This is a genomic window from Paracoccus sp. Arc7-R13 (genome assembly GCF_004010775.1).
Classification (GTDB): Bacteria; Pseudomonadota; Alphaproteobacteria; order Rhodobacterales; family Rhodobacteraceae; genus Paracoccus; species Paracoccus marcusii.
The window spans coordinates 46,378-63,042 of sequence record NZ_CP034814.1; the positions used below are offsets into that span (position 1 = coordinate 46,378).

16 protein-coding genes and 1 pseudogene are annotated in these 16,665 nt (G+C 57.5%); 4 read left to right on the forward strand and 13 right to left on the reverse strand.

Features of this window, described 5'->3' with window-relative positions; genetic code table 11:
- Nucleotides 1-67: 67 nt before the first annotated feature.
- Nucleotides 68-1,270 carry a hypothetical protein gene (locus tag EOJ32_RS18910; RefSeq protein ID WP_127899887.1) on the reverse strand — a complete coding sequence of 401 codons (1,203 nt, stop codon included), beginning with the start codon at nt 1,268-1,270 and terminating at the stop codon, nt 68-70.
- 197 nt (nt 1,271-1,467) lie between these two features.
- Nucleotides 1,468-2,274, reverse strand: a complete 807-nt coding sequence (locus tag EOJ32_RS18915) for a hypothetical protein (protein ID WP_127899888.1) — start codon at nt 2,272-2,274, stop codon at nt 1,468-1,470.
- 555 nt (nt 2,275-2,829) lie between these two features.
- Between EOJ32_RS18915 and EOJ32_RS18920 the strand changes: the two genes are divergently transcribed.
- Nucleotides 2,830-3,711, forward strand: coding sequence for a hypothetical protein (locus EOJ32_RS18920; RefSeq protein ID WP_127899889.1), 882 nt, complete (start codon nt 2,830-2,832; stop codon nt 3,709-3,711).
- A 380-nt stretch (nt 3,712-4,091) separates the two neighbouring features.
- A complete protein-coding gene (locus tag EOJ32_RS18925; RefSeq protein WP_127899890.1) occupies nt 4,092-4,349 on the forward strand; it encodes a hypothetical protein in 258 nt (85 codons plus the stop codon).
- A gap of 49 nt (nt 4,350-4,398) precedes the next feature.
- On the opposite strand, the gene EOJ32_RS18930 is transcribed toward EOJ32_RS18925, so the two are convergent.
- The 11 genes from EOJ32_RS18930 to EOJ32_RS18980 all read right to left on the reverse strand — a co-directional run bounded on the left by EOJ32_RS18930 (nt 4,399) and on the right by EOJ32_RS18980 (nt 14,393).
- Complete coding sequence (locus tag EOJ32_RS18930) at nt 4,399-4,779, reverse strand: hypothetical protein (RefSeq protein ID WP_127899891.1); 381 nt, start codon at nt 4,777-4,779, stop codon at nt 4,399-4,401.
- A 53-nt stretch (nt 4,780-4,832) separates the two neighbouring features.
- The gene (locus tag EOJ32_RS18935; RefSeq protein WP_240542609.1) at nt 4,833-6,122 is read right to left on the reverse strand and encodes a Y-family DNA polymerase; all 1,290 of its coding nucleotides are present in this window, start codon (nt 6,120-6,122) and stop codon (nt 4,833-4,835) included.
- Between the two features lie 11 nt (nt 6,123-6,133).
- On the reverse strand, nt 6,134-6,568 hold the full coding sequence (locus tag EOJ32_RS18940) for a LexA family transcriptional regulator (RefSeq protein ID WP_127899893.1): 435 nt from the start codon (nt 6,566-6,568) through the stop codon (nt 6,134-6,136).
- Nucleotides 6,569-6,681: 113 nt separating this feature from the next.
- Nucleotides 6,682-7,011, reverse strand: coding sequence for a hypothetical protein (locus EOJ32_RS18945; RefSeq protein ID WP_127899894.1), 330 nt, complete (start codon nt 7,009-7,011; stop codon nt 6,682-6,684).
- An 870-nt stretch (nt 7,012-7,881) separates the two neighbouring features.
- The gene (locus EOJ32_RS18950) at nt 7,882-8,676 is read right to left on the reverse strand and encodes a helix-turn-helix domain-containing protein (RefSeq protein WP_240542610.1); all 795 of its coding nucleotides are present in this window, start codon (nt 8,674-8,676) and stop codon (nt 7,882-7,884) included.
- Between the two features lie 279 nt (nt 8,677-8,955).
- On the reverse strand, nt 8,956-9,510 hold the full coding sequence (locus EOJ32_RS18955; protein WP_127899895.1) for a hypothetical protein: 555 nt from the start codon (nt 9,508-9,510) through the stop codon (nt 8,956-8,958).
- Between the two features lie 67 nt (nt 9,511-9,577).
- Nucleotides 9,578-9,865, reverse strand: a complete 288-nt coding sequence (locus EOJ32_RS18960) for a hypothetical protein (RefSeq protein ID WP_127899896.1) — start codon at nt 9,863-9,865, stop codon at nt 9,578-9,580.
- Complete coding sequence (locus EOJ32_RS18965) at nt 9,862-10,434, reverse strand: recombinase family protein (protein ID WP_198143235.1); 573 nt, start codon at nt 10,432-10,434, stop codon at nt 9,862-9,864. The genes EOJ32_RS18960 and EOJ32_RS18965 overlap by 4 nt, the downstream gene beginning before the upstream one ends.
- Nucleotides 10,435-10,925: 491 nt before the next feature.
- Nucleotides 10,926-11,915, reverse strand: coding sequence for a quinone oxidoreductase (locus tag EOJ32_RS18970; protein ID WP_127899897.1), 990 nt, complete (start codon nt 11,913-11,915; stop codon nt 10,926-10,928).
- A gap of 129 nt (nt 11,916-12,044) precedes the next feature.
- Complete coding sequence (locus EOJ32_RS18975) at nt 12,045-13,913, reverse strand: tannase/feruloyl esterase family alpha/beta hydrolase (protein WP_240542611.1); 1,869 nt, start codon at nt 13,911-13,913, stop codon at nt 12,045-12,047.
- Between the two features lie 108 nt (nt 13,914-14,021).
- The gene (locus tag EOJ32_RS18980; protein WP_127899898.1) at nt 14,022-14,393 is read right to left on the reverse strand and encodes a helix-turn-helix domain-containing protein; all 372 of its coding nucleotides are present in this window, start codon (nt 14,391-14,393) and stop codon (nt 14,022-14,024) included.
- A 122-nt stretch (nt 14,394-14,515) separates the two neighbouring features.
- Here EOJ32_RS18980 and EOJ32_RS18985 point away from each other — a divergent pair.
- Both EOJ32_RS18985 and EOJ32_RS18990 read left to right on the forward strand, forming a co-directional pair.
- Nucleotides 14,516-15,841: pseudogene (locus tag EOJ32_RS18985) on the forward strand (NtaA/DmoA family FMN-dependent monooxygenase).
- Nucleotides 15,828-16,628, forward strand: coding sequence for an NADPH-dependent F420 reductase (locus tag EOJ32_RS18990; protein ID WP_256370520.1), 801 nt, complete (start codon nt 15,828-15,830; stop codon nt 16,626-16,628). The pseudogene EOJ32_RS18985 and the gene EOJ32_RS18990 overlap by 14 nt, the downstream one beginning before the upstream one ends.
- Nucleotides 16,629-16,665: the final 37 nt, after the last annotated feature.

The following is a 16,665-nucleotide window of genomic DNA, read 5'->3' on the forward strand; positions in this document are numbered from 1 at the left end:
AAGCCATCTGAAGGCGACGCCGCATTGTGGCGGCCTTGGACCGGCAAAACAAAAAAGTACGGCAAGTTTATGGACGGGTCATGGCGACAATCAGATCTAATAAGGCTGAATCCTCAGGGACTTGATAATAAGGAAGCTCAATCAGAGCTGCATCGTTATCGAGGCAAAGTTTGCGCTTCAATTCGTCGCGTATTTTAGTCCGCTCAAAGGCCTCCTCCCCGCCAAACGCCGACACGGCTTCATAATGCTGCTGCCCATTGTATTCGATTGCAACCTTTCGCACAGGCATCCAGATGTCGAACCTTTGCCGACCGAGCCAATCCGGCGCCCCCTGATGAACGACTTCCTCATCCGGAAAGAGAGCCCTCACGCGCTTCAACAGCATGGCCTCACCGATCCATCCCTCGCCAATTCGAGGGATCGAAAGACGTTCACGGACAGAGTTCTCTGCCTCTTTCCAGTCCCAGCCATTCGCGATGGCCGCCATGAGATAATATGTTCGATACTGCAGCATCAATCCTTTGATGCCTTTTTCGCCATGGTCGGGAGTGGAAGTCACTGGAACACCTCTGCATAGGTGACACGCCTTCTCTCGTGGCCCATCGGCGGCCTTGATCAGGTCAAGGATTGGCTTTGTGTCGTAGTTCTCACGCGTCCTAAGGATCTCCACGACGTCCGACATGCACTCGCACCACGATCGCCGGCCGCAGATCGCGCAGACGTATGTCGGGACGGTGCCGTAGAGATGCGGGATAATCGCATATTCCGGACACGCGCAGGCTTGCGGATCCATGCCAGCCCATGGGAACGCTGATACCGGAAGCGTCACGCCCAGATGGGAGAATGTCAGCCGCTTCCAATTTTTCATGACCTTCGCTTTGATCGAAAGCGTAGCAACTGGATTGTTATGCTCGATCTTCGCCGTTACGGGTAAGCACATAACGTCCGGGTCTTGCAGAAACTCGAAGGCCTCCGGCTCGTCATGCGGAACGTCGATGACCGGCCGGATCCCCGTGACGCGAACAACACCCTGATCGAGCGCGGTGCGGGCTGTTTTCTTGTGGTTGTCCAGCCACTTCTTTTGCCAGCCAACCCGGCCCGAGCTTGCCAATTTAAAGGCCAGAAGGCGACTCCCTAACGCTCTGCGGAAAGCGTTTTCAACATGTGCCGTTGCCGCATCGATGATCGAGCGCTCGAAATGATCGTCACCCGCCATCTCCCGGAAGTCATTAATCTCGCCCGGCTCCGTCCTGATCTGGATAGTCGTCAAATCCGCCCGCACCGTTCTTGTATTTCACCCCTAACCCTCGACCCCACCAGAACAACAAACAAGCATAAAACGCGCGTCCACAGCGGAGCCCGGCCATGCCGATAGGCTGCCCGCCATGACCCAATCTATGCCCCCGATCATGGGAAGGTCTGCCCATAAGCCACAGTGATGAATAGATAGGGGAACTCTCGGGGCCCTTACCCTCTCAAAAGGTGTATCCCCTTCTGTGCATTTGTCCCAAACCTGAACGTGAGCCCCCGTCGCGACAGCTTCGACGATTTGCTGTCGTTCAGGACACTGATGAACGCCATGCCGCCGTGATACTGCGCAAACACCACCCCAATGCCGCGCTCAGGATATGTGACGATCCGATAGCTGAACTCGTCGTACTTGGCCTTTGCGCCGACACCCAAACTCATTTCCGAGCCCATAGCGGCAATCATAGCCTCGAACCGCGCATCCGGCTTCGCGGCGTTTGTCAGTATGTCGACATTGATTGTGGATCTATGCGATGCGATCATTTTTGTATGGATATACCAGAGCGCAAGCGTTTGCTTAGCGGCCCAACGAGCGATCCCTTCGCTGACGAGGGAATCAAGTTCAACGGCGCGTGCCGTATGCGTCGGACTGCCGTCATGATCCAACACGCTGATCGGACCCGAACTGCGGTAGATGAAGGGTGATCCGCCTTTTGTGACAAGGTGAGCGTTGTGCGCAGTGCCCGCGATAATCTTCAGCTGATAGTCAGACAAGGCACGAGGATTGATGATCGCCTCAGGATCTGAGCTCATCGCGACCATTGTCACTAGCTGATCAAAAACACTACTGCCACCGTTACAACGCTCACAGGCCGGCACCTCCAATCCTCGCGGGCGGGATTTGCCGTGGAAAAGGACGGTCGGGGGCGCGTGCTCAGCTGACTCAGCTTTTCGCAGCCCGCCACACAGCGCGCACATTTTACCGTCCCATACGGCCCGCAGATATGCACGCTTCGTTCTTGCCATCACACTTTCTCGGATTGCGCTTCGCGCGATACCCACTAAAATTTTGGTGCGCCAGACTACGAGCGGCCACAAGGGGAGCTGCGCCGCAGCGTAGGCGCGCCCTCGACAGACGACTATGGGCCGTTCGGCTCGCTGCAACTGCATTCGCTTCGGCTAGGACGAATGTCGCTAATGGGCTCAAAGCGGTAATATTGCCTGACGAACGAGGTAAAAATGTGTGGTTAAAGAGGTGGTGTGAGCCTGCACTTCCAGCACTGCCGCGGCAAACCCGTCTGTGAATCTACATTCTGTCAAAGGATCGGAGCCGGGGGGTGGTGCGGCCCGCAGCGCAAAGCGCGAGGACACGGCCCCCGGTGGAGACGACGCCGCAGGCGGCGCTTGTCTTTTGACAGGGCCGATCAGGTCTGTTGGCGGATATGAAATGAAAGATCGTCGGGGTGGGGGTGAGCGCGGGCCTTGGCCCGCGTCGATCCCCCGGCCCGTCCGCAGGATCAGACACAAGTCCGGCGACCAGCCGGGCTTTCTCAAGTATGATCTGCAATGGGATGAAGTATATTGGAGCTGAAATTGAGTACGAAGCTAAAAAAAGACCCTATTGGCATAGACGCTTTGGAAGAATATCTCAACGAAGCTTCAGATTTTTCATTCGAATTACGAATACTCAAAAAGCTTACAGAAATGGGTATCTCATGCGACCATGGCGGGCAGTATCGAGACCCTGATACGAAAAAGTACCGGGAATTTGACTTGCGGGTGAGTTTAACTCAAGGAGCAGCGACATTTGTAGCTGCTATCGAATGCAAGTCGATAGGACTACATTTTCCGCTTTTAGTCTCATGTGTGCACCGTAGGGAAACAGAAGCTTTCCATGAAGCTTTCCTACACTCTAAAAAGAAATCGCAAGATGCGAGTGCCCCTTTTTATCTCCCGCATATCGAAATGCCCTCAGCCATGCACGGCATAAGGATCGGAACTAGCGCCTTATATCCAACTGGTGAACCAGTCGGGAAAAGCACCGCTCAGGTGGGACGCTATGCCAACAAAGAAGATCTACATGTCAACGACGCCGAGTTCTTCGAAAAGTGGTCGCAAGCACTCCAGTCTCTTGACGACTTAGTAGATAATATTTCTGACGATGAACTTGTGGACATAGTAGGTTCAGTAAAGCCACATTGGGCGATAGCACTGCCTATCGTAGTGATTCCTGATGGAACCCTATGGACCGTCAATTATTCAGATGATGGTTCTAAAGAGGGCTCTCCATCGCAAGTAGATAGAGCATCAATATTCATTGGAAGAGAATACAAAGGCTTAATGCCGGGAGGCTCTTATATCGTTTCCCACTTGGAAGTAATGACAGAAACGGGTCTTGCAACATTCTTCGGTGATTATCTGATGAAGGATAAAGCCTTGCTCAACCTTGTCCGAGGACGTTAGCACCCAAACGGGAAGGCAGGTCCCTGCGCGAGCGATCGTGACCCGAAGGGCCGAGACTATGCCGCTGGCCTGACTATTGCGCCCCTGCACGGGCAGGCTCGGAACGAGACAAGCGGGCAGGACCAGGCGTAAAGGAAGGGCAGGGGCATAGGCTCGGGGCGCAGGCCGGCCCTTGCCGGCCGGAGCCTAGAGCGCGGTCCCTCGGGACGGGCGGTCTAGGGCGACAAGCCCTAAACCGAACGACGCGAGGGACGCTGCCAAAATTTAGCTGCTTTCAAAAGATAGACATTGCAAATCTGCATTTTTTTTGTGGTAAACTATCATCAGAGATGATTTATTAATTTGCAGTAGTGATATCAGAATTAAAGGATGTAAATAAGATGGTTGCGGCAATATGTATAGTTGGCTTTATTATACTAGGGTGTGGATTTTTCAAGCTTATTGAAAGAAAGCCTTTTTCTGACATTCCTTTAAACTGGGCGGTTATGGTAGGTATTGGCTCCGCATTTCTTCTAGTAGGATTATTCGGATTTGCTAAAGGCGCCCTTTGGCCCCAGATGACTCCCGAACAAATCTGCGTATCTCAAAGTAAGTTCTGGGTACAAGGACAATGCACAGAAATCCAGCTTAAAGACTGAAGCACTATAATATTCACCCACAGATATTATTTCCTGCGGGTGAATATTACTACCTAACAGAGCGGAACTCTCGTATAACGGCTGTTACGCCTTTCGATATAAGATAACAATCCTCTCGCCACTCTTTGGCATACTGGTTTTCTGTAGGGGTCAGCATATCAAGCAATTCAGTTGGCACAACTATAGCAGTCGGCCCTTCTTCTTCTGTGATTACCTTGGTATTGCAAAATCCCGCATCGTCCCACTTTACGCGTATAATCGCCGCTTTTATATGCCCCATATCTTCATATGCCAGCGCCCAATGGTCTAAGCTATTATCTTGAACAAGCATGAGAATATTTTCTTTCTCTATGCCCAGCTCGTACATTGAAACCTTACGGATATGGTTTTCAATGTCTTTACTGTCTATTTTGACCCCATTCCAACCCATTTCCGCCTCCATGTACGTTGAAGGGTTACGTTGGCACACCTTAGAATTTGCCGCTATACTTTAAGAGTTGGCAGCTCGCTGATCCGAGTTGTGTAGCGCCGTGATCGATGATCGGCCTTTGTCGCCCAAGTCCGGCTGACCCCCTCCCGCGCCAGTACCATCGTCTTCTTTCCGAACCGGTCATTGATCGCATCGAGCGCATCCGTCAGGCGCGCATCGCGCGGTCGATCCGGGGGAAACAGCATGGCGGGTCGGTCGGCCTCGGATAGCAGGTCATCGAGGATGATCCCGGCCTTGGTATAGCCATAGCCGTTTCCGGACGGATCGCCTTTCCAGCCCTTCCGTGCAGCCGCCACGGCAGCATCCACCAGGTCGAAAGTGTGGTTGGACATGGGCCGCAGGCGGATGCTGCGCGAAAACGAATGGCGCGGCCTGTCGGGCTTGTGGGGATTGGTGTGATAGAACACCGTCATCGTGCCTGCCACCAAGCCATGCTGCCGCAGCTTCTCGGCCGCCCGGGTGGCGTGGGCACTGATGGCTTGAGCCAGCGTGTCGAAGCTAGTCATGGGCGTGCCCGCGGAGCGGGTGACGGCCATGCCCTTACGCTGCGGGGGCACGTCCTCAAAATCTATGCAGGGCAGCCCGCGCAGCTCTGCCACTAAGCGTTCCAGGACAACCGTGCCGATCTTGCGGCCAAGGGCCAAAGGCAGGTCGCGCAGCTCGGCGGCAGAGTTGATCCCCTGAGCCTTCAGCTTGGCCTCGGTCGCGGACCCAACGCCCCAAATCTCTCCGATGGGAATGCGGCGCATTACATAGTCCCGGACGTCCTGGTCCATGAGATTGCAGACCCCGGAAAAAAGCGGGTTCTTCTTGGCGGCATAGTTCGCCAGCTTGGCAAGCGTCTTGGTGGGCGCGATACCCACGCAGGTCGGGATGCCGGTTTCGGTCCTGACTGCATCCCTCATTTGGGCAGCATGGGTCTCCATGCGATCCCCAAAGCCAGATAAATCGACAAAGCTCTCGTCAATCGAGTATGTCTCAAGGCGCGGGGAATAGCTGTGCAGGACCTCAGAGACTCTGCGACTTACGTCACCGTAAAGCGCATAGTTAGACGACATAGCCTTGACCCCATGCCGCTTCATCAGATCACGGATCTTAAAGACTGGCTCGGCCATGCGTATTCCGAGTGCTTTAGACTCGTCCGAACGGGCAACTACTGCGCCGTCATTGTTGGACAAAACAATGACAGGAATGCCGCGTAACGACATATCAAACAGGCGTTCACAGCTGACATAGAAGTTGTTGCAGTCGATCAGTGCAATGGGGCGGTCGGATTGCTCCACCAGGACCGCCCCTATTCTATGGGCAGGCGGCGCACGACGCCGGCGACAACTCCCCATATCTCGGTCGTCTCCGTGACCGGGATTGTGGCATAGCCATCCGCACGGGCACGCGGATCGAGAAACCAGACACCATCGCGCTTGGCGAGCTTCTTGACGGTAATGGCACCATCGACCACCGCAACGACGATGCGGCCATGGCGGCGCTTTCCTGCGCGATCCACGGCGATCAGGTCGCCGTCCAGGATGCCCTCTGCCTCCAGACTATCGCCGGACACGCGCCACCAGAAGGTCGCATGCTCATGCCGCACTACCCACTTGATCGGGTCGATCGTATCCTCAAGATCATCCGCGGCGGGTGACGGAAAACCGGCTGGAACCGGCATGGATGCCAAAGGCACATGCCGGTCGATGAGCGTGATCTTGATAGGGCTGAGGTGCAGGGTCATGGCTATTAGAACAATACGGGAACACTAGCCATAACCCGAACACCCCCTGCGGCGTCAAGGACGGATGAGAAAAGTTAGCTCCTAAGCCTGACTTGGGCTCTCATTCCGGACATTCAGGCTCCCTGCGTGGACTTGATGACAAGCCCGATGGATTCTCCAGCATAGTTCGCACCCATCATGAAGCCAGCAGCCCATGTCCTGATGCGGTTGTGGGCCTCGATAGGGTTATGGCTTTCATACTCGGACAGCAGAAGTTCATAGACTGGAACCGGATTTTCCCCCTCCCTCGTGCTGCACAGGCTGAGCCTGATAACACTGTCTGCCTCTGTTTCCTGTCCGCGATCTTGCAGTTCTGCAGCGGTCAGATGCTCCAGAACCAGAAAGCCTTTTGTACCTGGTGGGGGCAGGAGGTCGAATAGCAGCTTTAGGTTCTCTTTCATCATCAGTTCCGTCACGACAGGTTGCGGCCTAGCCAGCACAATTATGAGCGGCGGATGAGGTAAGGTATTCCTGACCTAAATGTAAAGCTATTGCCAAAAACAACCATGAATTTATCACTGACTGTAACGGATACAGCTACAGGTATGCTAAATAATAGCATAATATGGGCGTATGTCTTGGAAAGATCACCTGACGCCGATTGAGCGGAATGAGCTTCTTGAAGCCGAACATCGCAAGATGGAGGTTATAGAAGCCTACAATGCGATCTGGCGCAGGTTGAAAACCCGGTGCGATGCTCGGAAAAGGCGGCACGGAAGCAAGAGCGAGGACGATGACAATGACGCATGTTCATCATCATGATACCCAAACGGTCGCGTCTCGCTTTTGCGGGCACTGCGGCACAGAGGTCAGTGGAGGCTACACGGTCTGTGCGGCGTGCGGCGCCAACTACCGTCGCAAGGGACGGGGCCTTTATATTGGCATCCTCTTGGGCGTCCTTGGCGTCCAAGCGCTCGTTACAGGTGAATGGGAAGGCGCCGTTGTCCTGCTTGGCGTAGGATTTTTGTTGATCCGTCACGCCCGCCAGCGTGCTTGGTATCGCAGAAACGCCTAACGATGCTCTCCCTTTGCATCGTTCTGAAGCAGTCTGATCCACACATGCACGGCTGAAAAACTCGCCTACTACGCTCTCATGGCATGAAACGGCCTTGTAACGCTGTTCGGCTTCTACACGCTTATTTCTCCAGCCATGCAACATCGCACCAAGAACTCCGGTCGAGGCATTATCTGTAACGGTCATGCTTCTACTGCGCATATCATGGGGATCGGTGCTGCTCTAAGCACGCGGCTTGATATGACACGGGCTGTCGGTACTAGCTCGCAGCATAAGAATAAGAGGTAGCTTGGGATTCAGTCCGCTTAGCGGACTCGCGTAAATCAATGGATTTTCCCAGCTGTGCGAGAGCTTTTCCAAGAGGCGAGTCACCACACTGGAAGGTGGCGTAGCTACTGAGATCCAATGTTGCTTTGAACTCTGCCTCCATGGCGCTGCGATCAGCTTGCTCGCGTCCCTCATCCTCGGGCAAAGCGGGACGGCTTGCCCAACGTCCCAAAAGCGCCAGGGCGCGTTTAGGTGCCGACAGGCGATAGGCATTGCTGACCTGCCTGACCTGCGGCCCACGACCTTCATTTGGGGTCGGCTCGTACCGGCGTAGCCAGTCCAGAAAGCCATGATCGCGCAACGCCTTCATGGCGCGAACAACCGCGTCACGCGACCGCTTCAGCTTTCCGGTGATCCAGTCAAGTGAAGGGTCCAGTCGGCCTGTCTTGAAGCTTACAAGGTTGGCGAAAAGGGTCAGAAGCTCCAGTGCCACGCCACCCAAGGGGCCATTGCGCCGACCGGGTTTCTTGCCTTCCAGCTCATAGCGTTGCGCAGCACGGAGGATTTTCTGAACCTCCTGACGCGACGTGCCATGCCAGAAAGATGCTTCGCACGATCCTACCCGCCGAGAGTTGCGACGAATTGGGGTGCCGCCTGCTGCACGGTCGTCGGCGCATGCGCCTGAAATCACGCCCCCAAGGCGTTTGAAAAAAGTGCCGCCTGTCGCGGCTGTAGTCGTAGACATATCCTGCTCCTCGAATTCAAGAAGCGCGGTGTCCGCAGGCAAGTCTCATCCGCTCGCACAGATGCGCTTTTGCTCTTGATTTTCGGGGACGGGGAGATAACTATAGCAGGTGAACAAGTGCTAATTCAGGTCGCCAAACCTGTGTTATCAACCTTAAGCCCCCTCGTGCGGACCCCCGCGCGGGGGGTTTTGCTTTTGGGCCGGTCTTTTATCTGATTCTGCTCGTCCCTTTCCCGTTTGCGGGCATTTTGCCGATCACCTTACGCATGCAAGGGGTTAGCGGCAATTCTTTGTGTAGCCGTCGGCGGCTCTCGACACGCATCAGTATCTGACCCACTCGGTGGTATACGCACCGGTATGGTCCTGCATCCGCAAGAGGATGGCCCGGAAGTTACCAAATTCTGAGCTAAAGGCGTTGCCTGTATGCGCGGTTACCGCAGCACTGACCCAGCTCGGGACATTGCTTTGTGCCTGCCGGACAAAGTCACCCTCGCGATTGTAGAAATTGCGGATCGCGGTTGTAGAGACTTCACGGCCACCACTGCCACTTTGGCTTCGCTTAGAAAGCTCCCAAACCTCAACGGCATCACGATACTGCCGTATTTCTGGGGTGAGACCGTCTGAGCCCAGATTAGGAACAGGTACTGACCCGCCGCCGCTCATCGGACAGTTCCAGAGCTGCAACGGCGGCTCAATCGGCCACGGCGTCACTCGTCGGATCACCTCGACCTGGGCGGCTGTGCATTCAGCTGACGGAGGAAACCCACCGGCCATGCACAAGAGGATCGCGCAGTCGATGGGGTAAGCATCCGCTATCGGCGCTGACGCCAGAGAGACCGACGCGAAAGCTGCTGCAGCTAGGTATTTCAGTCGCATCACAGACCTCCGTTCGAGCGAGCTACCATAGGCAAACGACAGGTTACAACATAAATGAAATGTTTAATCATTCAACAATGTTTCCAGCTATCGCGCTTTTGTATCGTTCATGCCACCGGTTGCCCTGTTGGATTATGTCGGCCTGAGACTGCTGCAAACACAGCAAATAGGCATTCAGGTCGTTGAAATAACGGTCATACTCGTCCCTGACAGATAGACCGTAATGGGTGAGTGCCTGTGCGTCCTCGATGGGATCATTCGGCGTTACACACAGATGAAGCACCTGCTGCATTGAGGGTTCAAGGCCCGGCGCAGTCATCTGAGCAAGCGCAAGGATCGCCAATGATGCGATCATTTTGAGGCGTCCAATTTCAGTGCGATGGCACGCATAAGGGTAGCACGGCTAACTCCAAGTGCCTTCGCTGCTTGAGCCTGTGTCATTTTCTTTGAGGCCAGCCAGTCTTGGGCCTGACGTATCTGTGCCGGGGTCAAAAGGCGTTTGCGCCCGAACTGGCTGCCTCGGCTTCGCGCGGCTTCAAGGCCAGCTTTTGTTCGCTCCGCAATCAGATCTCGCTCAAACTGAGCAATCATCGCAAAGACGTGGAAGATCATTCTGCCCTGCGGGGTCGTCGTGTCGATCAATTCGTTCAGCGATCGGAGGCTGATGTCTCGGTCAGAAAGATTATTTGCTATCGCGATCAGCTCTTTAACGCTGCGCGCGAGCCGATCCAGGCGCCAGACAACCAGCGTATCGTTAGGAGAAAGCTTCGCCAAAAGGTTCTGCAGTTGCGGCCGGCCATTCTCATTTGCCCCGCTGCCCACCTCAGACACGATGTAGTCACACCCGGCCGCCTCAAGGGCATCGTTCTGTAGACGATGATCTTGGCCGCTTGTCGATACTCGGGAATAGCCAACTGTCGCCACGTGTGGCCTCATCAATGCTGCAGAAGTCACCCCATACTGGGCATGTCGCAAAACTCGCTTATTTGACGGATTTTGCAACACGTTTGGCGTTGCTGCATCAACGATCGTTTTTGAACATGGCCGGTATGTAGGTAGAGGGGAGGGCATGCACTGATCCGCGCTAGGTCTCTAGAACGCGGGGTCTGGAAGGATTTGCTAAGCTAAGAAAGCAGAATAACTTTTTGGACAGGCAGATTGGTTAATTTTGCGATTGTGCTTGACTCGGCAATGGTGAGCTAAACTCGACTTACCGGTAGGCAGTCTGTCTTTCGAGCTTGCCCACTTGAGGAAAGCGGACGGTCGGTCAACGCTGCCTTGACGTGAAGAGCCCTTAGCCGCCGGTCGAACAGTGCCTATCATGAAGCTGCGTCCGGCGCCGACAGACCAGTCCCTTTCGCAAAGCGGACGCAAAAACTTTTCCATCAGGCTCATTGATTGGCCGTGAAAATGCCTTAAGGCACCAGGACAACGGACCCTGTCGTGCGTCGCTCTTCTATGTCAGCATGAGCCTGAGCAGCATCTGCGAGCGCATAGGTCGTGATCTCCGGTGCCAGAACTATGCCAGCCCTGATTGCGCCGAAGAGGCTCTCGGCCGCGCTCTCGTATTCCCCTCGATCGGCGGTGTAGTGCGCAATCGACGGGCGTGTCAGGGTCAGCGAGCCCTTGGCGCCCAGGGATGAGACCGGAACTGGATCGACCGGGCCCGACGCCTCGCCAAAGCTCACCATGGCGCCGCGCGGGCGCAGGCAGTTCAGTGATTTGGCAAACGTATCGGCGCCTACCCCGTCGAAGACCACATCGACACCGGCACCGTGGGTGATTTCCTTGACCCGCGCCTCGAAGTCTTCAGCGCGATAGTTGATGACGTGGCTGCACCCATTGGCTTCCGCAATCTTGGCCTTTTCCGGCGAACCCACCGTGCCGATGACGGTGACACCCTTGCTCGACAGCCACTGGCAGGCGATGGAACCGACACCACCTGCCGCAGCGTGCCAGAGAACCGTGTCCCCCGGCTCGACCTTCCGGCAGCGGTGGATGAGGTATTCGACGGTCAGCCCCTTGAAGATCAAGGCCGCCACAGTCTCTGATGTCAGATCGTCCGGCACGGCCAAGGCACGGGCGGCAGGCAGGTTCCGGGCCTGGCTATAGCCATTCGGCGGCCCGCCCACATAGGCGACACGATCCCCGATCGCGAAACCGGAAACGCCGGCACCAAGCGCCGTGACCGTGCCTACCCCCTCCATACCAAGGCCGGAAGGCAACGGCAGGGGAGCCGCAAAAACGCCCTTGCGGTGGTAGATGTCGATGTAGTTGACGCCGATGGCCGCATGCTCGATCTGGATCTCGCCTGCGGCGGGTTCGGGCAATTCAACCTCCGTCATTTTCAGAACGGAGGTCTCTCCAAACGCTTCGATGCGGAAGGCGGATGTGGTTCGTGCCATGCGGTAGGTCCTTCGATGATGGATGCGGTCGATTGCAGGCAGTGGTTCGTGGTGAGACACCCGGGCCAAGCGACCCGGGTGGTCAGGTTCAGTCTGACGGTAACCCGTGCTGGTTCAGCTAGAACAGCGTCACTGACACGTGTAGCTTTCTGCAGAGGTCACCGGACCCTCGCCACGATAGGTGATGGCCTGCGGATAGACGCAAAGCAGAAGGGATACGCTCTCGTCGGCCGAAACCAGTTCTTGCTGCGCCGGTGCATCCTCCTGCTCCACCCAAGCCTGTAATGCGGCGAACATCTCGTCGCGCCCCGAGGCCGGCTGCGGCACCGGCACCGAGGGAGCCCCCTCCGATCGACCGCTATGGGTAAATCCCGGGATCAGATAGAGGCGGAAGAACTGCTGAACCGCGTCAACCCCGCCCATCTGTTCCAGCACGCGCTCATAGTAGTGGATCGTACCCTGCGGCGGAATGTATTCATCGGCCAACCCATGGTACATCAGCATCCGTCCCCCGGCCCCGGCAAAGGCGGCAAGATCCGGATTGTCGGTGTTGATATGGCTGAACTCCGGCTGGAGCCGGACGCCTTCAGTTTGCGCCCGTGCCAGCCCGTCATATCCGAATGTCTCGCGCCAGCGGTTCGCGCCGTTTCCAGTCGCATTGGCGAAGAATTCGCTACCGAGCGTAGGGTCCTGCATCGAGAGGGCGCCCTGATCGGCGGCCAGAAAAATGCCCGGGGCGCCACCAGCGGAGGTCGTGGCCAGATCGGTGTCGCGGGTCCAGCCGAACCAGATCCGCTGTTCGTCAGTCAGCATGGTCTCGGCACCGTTATCCGTCTCGGGGCTGGGCGCGCTGCCGTCTGCGGTCTGGCCATACCAGATCTTGTTGATCACACCGGCCTCGGCCGGGGTCAGGCAGGCTGCCGCGCCATCGCCGCCGGCCGCGTCATCGCAGATCAGATCGGCATCCTGGGTCGGGTCATAGCGACAGGCCAACGGATCAATCAGAAAGCCCATCTCGGCTCCGCCACAGGCGGCTATGGCGGCGTCAGTTGCGGCGGTCAGTTTCTCGGGCGGGATGAGAGCCCCCAGATCTTCCATCATCGCGACCTGCGCATAGAGCCCGGACGTGTGATAGGTGCTCCAGTTGATGGCCGGGGCGCCGACCAGGATACCATCGAAATCTTCCGGAAAGAGCTGCGCCAGTTTCAGGGCCTGGCGGCCGCCAGTCGAAAAGCCATCCCAATAAGCGTATTCATGGGGTCGCCCGTAGTAGAGTTCGGTCAGCGTCTTGGTCTTTTCGGCCAGCTCATGCAGGCTGCGCTCGGCAAAGTCCTGCCAGCCGACCGTATTGATGCTGCCGTCCGGGTTCATGGCAAAAGAAGGATCGATGGGCGATCCGACATGCCCATTGTCAGAGGTGGCGACTACAAAGCCCTTGGTCGCAGCCGCCACGTGCAGATCGTCGCTGGCAATGACGGACAGGCTGGCCTGGGGGGTGCCGGACCAGCCGCTGTTTCCATAAGCCCGAATGCGTTGGTTCCAGCTATCGGGACTGGGCAGAAGAACCTCGATCCCGATCCCTGCCGACGTGGATGGAGCCCCCTCTGGGCCCGGATTTCCCGGCCCGACGAGCAGCTTCACCAGACACAGATCGGTTCCGGCGACGGGTGCGGGGGCACCGGGCGCGACTTCTACCGCTGTTGGGGTAGACACGCTGTCTGCGTCGAGGAGCAGGGACTCGCCTTTCTGGAACGGTCGCACAAGCAGGACTTCCGTTTCCGGCACGTCTGCCATTGCAGCAATGATGCTGTCGTCACAAGAAAGAGCTTCGGTGCTTTCTGGCTGTTGGGCACTGACGGCGCCCGGCACGGCCAGCAAGGCCATGCATGCCGTGCCAAGGAAGAGGCTGAGGAGAGGCGCCGCCGTCGGATGCTCTGGCCTGCAATAACTCTCAATTGCCAATGCGTGAGTCTTTCGGGTGATGGGTTCGTTGACCATTGCAGGCCTCCTCGTCTGCGCGTCCACGGACCGGATCAGCCCGCGCCTCCAAGAGACAGGCTACCGCGAACGGCAAATTGCACAAGAACCCACCAAAAGGTAAGTAACCTACCCCGCAGGTTCCTTGCTTTGCGTTTCCTTCCGCAGATACGCCCAGTCAATCAGTGCTTCGATCGACGGTCCGAGGGCCTTGCCCATCTCGCTCAGCGCGTATTCCACACGCGGCGGGACCTCCGGATAGAGCTTCCGGGTGATGATCCCGTCCTTCTCCAGATCCTTCAGCTGCTGGATGAGCATCTTCTGGTTCACGCCTTCGACCCGGCGCTCCAGTTCGGAAAAGCGCAGCGGCGCCTTGGCGGCGAACAGCTGAACGATGATGACGATCTTCCACTTTCCTTCGAGGACCCGCAGCGTTTCGCTCGTGGCCGCAGCCCAGACCATCTGCTGCTTCGGGTCTTCGCATGCCCAATCACGGACCATCTAACTTACCTCCAAGTGGGCTACCCACTTTTTAGTGGGTTCTTGCACATTAGAAACCTGCTCCTCAAATAGCGTTCAGACAGCGGAATTGTAAGAGGCTTTGCGGCCTCCTGAGGACGACCATGAGCAAACGACAGATGATCATCGGCATACATCTGGGCAACGGCTACGGCTCGCAGCCCGGCGCATGGCGGATGCCGGGGGTGGACCCGCGCAGCTATGCTAGTTTCGATGCCAAGGTCCGCCAGGCGCAGGCGGCAGAGCGGGGCAAGTTCCAGTTCGTGTTTCTGCCCGATGGCCCCAGCCAGATGATCGACATTGATGAGGAAGCTCCGAACTTCAATCTCGACGTCATGCTTACGCTGGCGGCCGTGGCGCGGGAGACCAGCCGCATCGGTCTGATCGCAACGGGGTCCACCACTTTTAACGAGCCTTACAACCTAGCCCGCCAGTTCAAGGCGCTCGATGTGATGAGCCATGGCCGCGCGGGCTGGAACGCCGTCACCTCCAGCGGCGAGGATGTCGCCGCGAACTACGGGCAGCGCATTCCCTCCAGCGCGGATCGTTACGGCCGGGCCCATGAAATGATCTAGCTGGTGCAGGCCCTGTGGGGCAGCTGGGGCCAGGATGCCTGGCTGCACGATCAGGCGAGCGGTCAGTTTGCCAAGGCGGATCAGATCGCCCCGATCAACCTCCGGGGCGAATTCGTGGCCTCGCGCGGACCGCTCTATATCCCGCCCTCCGAGCAGGGCCAGCCGGTCATTGTCCATGCCGGGGGCAGCCCCAATGCTCATGACCTGGCAGGACGCTACGCCAGCGCCGTCATTGGCGCGAGCTTCACCATTGAGGACGCCCGCGCGCAGCGCCTGGCCTTCCGCAACGCGGCCGAACGCGCTGGACGTGACCCGGATGAGCTCAAGTATATCCCTGGCCTGATGACGACGATCGCCAAGGACCGGCGTTCGGCTCTGGACCGCCGCATTGCCCTGACCGAAAGGCTCTTTCCGCAGCGGGTGGCTTACCTGCAGCAGATGCTGGGCGTGCGGCTTGATCCGGACCGGCTCGATGCGCCGCTTTCCGACACGCAGCTGGCCGCGGCCCGTCCCTCACCGCGCGATCCGCGTTCGGCGCATGCTCTCAAGATTGCCCGCGAGGGATGGAGCCTGCGCGATGTGCTGGCCCATGGCATCATCGACTATCACCCGGCGATCGTCGGACCGGCGGTTGAGGCGGCCGATCACATGCAGGAGTGGTTCGAGGCCGGCGCCGCAGATGGCTTCTGGATTTCTCCCGACATCTACGAAGACGGGATCGACGCCTTTGTGGACGGTGTGGTCCCGATCCTGCAGGAGCGCGGGCTCTTCCACTCGGAGTACGAGGGCACCACCCTGCGCGACCATCTCGGAGCGCCGGCCCAATACGGGCTTGATCCTCGTGTCAGCGGCTGACGCTTCACTTATTCATCACGTTCAAGAAAAGGTAACGGATATGAAAATCGGCATTCTTGGCACAGGCCACATTGGCAAGACGCTTGTGAAAGAGCTCAGCGCCGCAGGCCATGACGTAAAGGTGGCCAACTCGCGCGGACCGGAAACAATCGACGCTGACCTTCTGTCCTCGGGCGCTCGGGCGGTGACGACGCAAGAGGCCCTAAACGACGTCGAGGTCATCATCCTCTCCATCCCGTTGAACCGCATCCCCGATATCGCGCCGCTGATCGCCGCGGTTCCGGAGGAGACGGTGGTCATCGATACCTCGAACTACTATCCCTTCCGGGACACAAGGATTGCCGCAATCGAAGCGGGTCAGGTGGAGAGTCTTTGGGTGGTCGAGCAACTGGGGCGGCCCATCGCTAAGGCTTGGAATGCAATCGGGTCCGCCTCGCTGGCGCACAAGGGCATGCCCAAGGGTACGCCGGGACGCATCGCCATTCCCGTTGCGGCCGATCGTGATCAAGACCGCGCCATCGCCATGGCACTTGTTGAAGACACCGGGCTTGACGCGTTTGACGCAGGCACGCTGGCCGAGTCCTGGCGGCAGCAGCCCGGCGCTCCGGCCTATTGCACGGATCTGACGCGCGAGGAGATGGGGGCAGCCCTTGCCGCGGCTGACAAGGCTCGCCTGCCGAAGCGTCGAGATCTGGGTGTGGCCGTGATGCAGGAGCGCCTTGGCGACGGGACGACCAACCCTGACGCAGAATGGGGTGTCAGGTTGGTCCGCGCGATCAACATGTAACACAGTCCTCCCCAAAGGATGATCATCTTCAGGGAAC